Origin of the sequence: Nostoc cf. edaphicum LEGE 07299, assembly GCF_015207245.1 — a bacterium.
Lineage (GTDB): Bacteria > Cyanobacteriota > Cyanobacteriia > Cyanobacteriales > Nostocaceae > Nostoc > Nostoc edaphicum_B.
In genome coordinates, this window is the sequence record NZ_JADEXF010000659.1 from 1 (window position 1) to 3,535 (window position 3,535).

Here is a 3,535-nt window from a genome sequence, read left to right on the forward strand (position 1 = left end):
GTACGGATTTATGCCTTCTTTCCTGTTCCCTATTCCCTATTCCCTGTTCCCTGCCCACACAAGTAAATTCAGGAATCAAACCGGATTCCTATATATGCCATATCAGAAGACACCTTCAGACAACAACGCTAAAACTTAATCTAAGAAATAACGACTTAAAAAATCTTGCGGAGTTAAAATTGGAATTCCGTTGAATTCTATCAAAACCAATAAATCTAAATCTCCAGTAACAATTGCTTCAGCATTTGCCGCAACAGCCACAGCCAAAACTACAGTATCTTTTGGATCGCGTAATTGAGGAGCATCTACAGAGATAGTTGGACAAAACTCTAATACATCTTTTGTGGCATTAATAACATCTTCCAAATTTAAATTTAAAGACTGTATTTTGGACTGAAACTTTGGGCGACGTAAAGTAGTTTCTAGTTCCTGAAATAAAGCATCAGAAGCAAATATAGTTATTGTCTGTTCTTGTGCCAGTATCACAACTTTATCTGGCACTCCTCCCCACAATAATGCTGAAATCCAAATATTGACATCAACTACAACCCTCATTTGTCAGCCCAAAGTTCTTGTCTAACTTCTTTGACTATTTGACTGATTTCTTCAAGCGTTGGTTGATTTGGATCTGAACCAGCCTCTTTCACTTGTTTTCTTAATTCTTTTAGTGTTAATCGTTGATAAGTTTTTTTGAAAACTATCTGATCTTCTGTAACCGAGACTTCATACTCAGTAGAGGGCTGAAGCTGTGCTAACACTTCTGGAGGAATTTCTAGCTTTCCATCAGCCGTTACTTTGGCAATAATAGCTGTGTTCATAATTTTCATATTTGAGTCTAATTCGATTTTATCCTTTTATTTATGCCATTTAGCTGGGACGTAGACAAGAATTGCTTGTAATTAGGCAATTATAGGTAGACCTTTTTCTCCTCCCTTATCTCCCAATACTGTTCGGTTAAGGCAAGAGACGCGATAAATCGCCGTCTCTACTTTATTGGCGGTGTCTACTCCGATTTAGGAGAAAAGCAAGAAGCGCTCAAATACTACAACCAAGCTTTACCCATATTCCGTGCAGTGGGGGACAAGGGAGGTGAAGCCAATACCCTCTTTAACATGGCTTTCCTAGAACGCAGTAGTGGTAATTTACAACAAGCCCAAACACATATTCAAGCAGTTATTGAAATCATTGAAGATTTACGCACCAAAATAGCTAACAAAGAACTATGCGCTTCTTACTTTGCTTCTGTCCAAAACTACTACAAGTTCTACACCGACCTGCTGATTTAGTGGTGCTAAGTGCCTGTAACACCGGACGCGGTAAGCAAGTTCAGGGAGAAGGCTTGGTGGGATTAACAAGAGGATTGATGTATGCAGGTTCACAACGAGTTGTGGTGTCTTTATGGAGTGTGAACGATGATGGAACGAAGGAATTAATGACGTTATCTTTTGTTGGCTACTCTGGCGATTTTCCCAATCCCAAGAAAAAAGGCTATGAAGACCTCACTGCTGGTACAGGATGGACTGCAAGCTTTGAAACTGGATGTAGCATTGTTGGGGAGAAGTCAGCAGTACTTTACCATGATTGCGCTACCGCAGGTGGTTCTTCTGGCGGGCCTCTTATTGCCTGGGTTGGTGAACAACCCTATATTGTTGCCCTGAATAACGCTGAAATTAAGAACTTAGAAACCAATCAGGATATAACCAATCTGGCTGTAAAAATCGATTTCTTGGATAAGTTGGCTGCTGGTAATTAATCCTTGGTGATTTGAATTTTGTAGGACACGCATCTTACTTGTCCTACAAAATGGTTGATTTTTGGAGTTTTCAATGCACACTTTTAGTATATTGTCAAGATCGTAGTACATAATCTATAGAGGATTTACTCGTTTGCCAGAGTGAGAGGCGATCGCTCATAAAACATCTAAAATCGAAGTTAAATAGCTTTGATATAGTTATGGCAATCACTCGCTCTATGCTAGGGGCCGTTTATTTAAAAAACCTAAACTCTAACTAGTGCGATCGCTCACTGTATTTGTGACAGCAGCACGATAAAATTCTAAAACCATAATCGTACTAAAAGGTCTAAATGGCAGAAACACTATTCTTCAACGCCTTACGGGAAGCCATTGATGAAGAAATGGCGCGTGATTCCAGCGTATTCGTTCTCGGTGAAGATGTTGGACATTACGGCGGTTCCTATAAAGTTACCAAAGACCTGTACCAAAAATATGGCGAACTCCGCATTCTAGATACCCCCATTGCTGAAAATAGCTTTACTGGGATGGCTGTGGGAGCCGCAATGACTGGGTTGCGTCCGATCATTGAAGGCATGAACATGGGCTTTTTACTGCTCGCCTTCAACCAAATATCCAACAACGCTGGGATGCTCCGCTATACTTCTGGCGGTAACTTTAAAATTCCGATGGTAATTCGCGGCCCTGGAGGTGTAGGACGGCAGCTAGGCGCAGAACATTCCCAGCGACTAGAAACCTACTTCCAAGCTGTGCCAGGGTTAAAGATTGTTGCCTGTTCCACACCAAGAAACGCCAAAGGACTCCTAAAATCCGCTATCCGCGATGATAATCCAGTGCTGTTCTTTGAACACGTTTTACTTTACAACTTGAAAGAAGATTTACCAGAAGAAGAATATTTACTGCCTCTGGATAAAGCAGAAATTGTGCGTCCAGGAAAAGATGTGACAATTATTACTTACTCGCGGATGCGCCATCATGTAGTGCAAGCCGTAAAAACTCTTGAAAAACAAGGATACGATCCAGAAGTTATCGATTTAATATCTCTCAAACCATTAGATTTTGATACCATTGGTGCATCAGTAAGAAAAACCCATAAAGTCATTGTTGTGGAAGAATCGATGCGAACTGCGGGTATTGGAGCAGAAGTCATCGCCTCAATAAACGATCGCTTATTCGATGAATTGGATGCGCCAGTACTCCGGCTTTCTTCCCAAGATATTCCCACACCTTATAACGGCAACCTGGAACGACTAACAATCATCCAACCAGAGCAAATCGTAGAAGCTGTGGAAAAAATGGTGGCGTTGCGAGTTTAGGGACTAAAGACTGACGAGGCAGAGGGACAGAGGGGCAGAGGGGCAAGAAAAGAATAACAATGCCCAATGCCCCATCCCCAAACTCCCAACTCATAACTCCTCAAAAGAACGCTATTATAGCGTTTGTCAGTTGCGAGTTATGGTATGCAAAGACAGCGATCGCTATTAATTTTGATTTTAGTCCTGATAATCGCCGCTATTACGGTGATTGCCACAATTCCGATACCTCTAGGGCTGGACTTGCGCGGAGGTTCACAGCTCACAATTCAGGTGAAACCATCAGCGGATATTCCCAAAATCACCGAACGAGAATTGGAAGGTGTGAAGAAAGTTGTCGAAGGCCGGATTAATGGTTTGGGTGTTTCTGAGCCAGTAATCCAAACAGTCGGCACAGATAAAATACTGGTGCAACTACCAGGAGTCAACGATCCAGAACAAGCTGAACGGGTGTTAGGAGGTACAGCAC

General features: G+C 41.9%; 4 protein-coding genes and 2 pseudogenes. 4 read left to right on the top strand and 2 right to left on the bottom strand.

What is annotated here, in order from left to right; translation table 11 throughout:
- Window positions 1-135 precede the first annotated feature (135 nt).
- Both IQ229_RS18515 and IQ229_RS18520 read right to left on the bottom strand, forming a co-directional pair.
- Entirely contained in the window at window positions 136-555 is a 420-nt protein-coding gene (locus IQ229_RS18515; protein WP_194046228.1) for a putative toxin-antitoxin system toxin component, PIN family, read from the bottom strand.
- Window positions 552-818: an AbrB/MazE/SpoVT family DNA-binding domain-containing protein gene (locus IQ229_RS18520; RefSeq protein WP_194046230.1), complete on the bottom strand. Its 267-nt coding sequence runs from the start codon at window positions 816-818 to the stop codon at window positions 552-554. The genes IQ229_RS18515 and IQ229_RS18520 overlap by 4 nt, the downstream gene beginning before the upstream one ends.
- Window positions 819-992: 174 nt before the next feature.
- Here IQ229_RS18520 and IQ229_RS18525 point away from each other — a divergent pair, with 174 nt between their 5' ends.
- From IQ229_RS18525 to IQ229_RS18540, 4 genes and pseudogenes are all read left to right on the top strand, one after another.
- Window positions 993-1,286: a tetratricopeptide repeat protein gene (locus tag IQ229_RS18525; protein WP_322744013.1), complete on the top strand. Its 294-nt coding sequence runs from the start codon at window positions 993-995 to the stop codon at window positions 1,284-1,286.
- Window positions 1,265-1,438: pseudogene (locus IQ229_RS24910) on the top strand (CHAT domain-containing protein); the annotation flags it as partial. The gene IQ229_RS18525 and the pseudogene IQ229_RS24910, both read left to right, overlap by 22 nt.
- Before the next feature lie 647 nt (window positions 1,439-2,085).
- The gene (locus IQ229_RS18535; RefSeq protein WP_194046234.1) at window positions 2,086-3,069 is read left to right on the top strand and encodes an alpha-ketoacid dehydrogenase subunit beta; all 984 of its coding nucleotides are present in this window, start codon (window positions 2,086-2,088) and stop codon (window positions 3,067-3,069) included.
- Between the two features lie 144 nt (window positions 3,070-3,213).
- Window positions 3,214-3,535 (top strand): annotated as a pseudogene (locus IQ229_RS18540) (protein translocase subunit SecD); the annotation flags it as partial.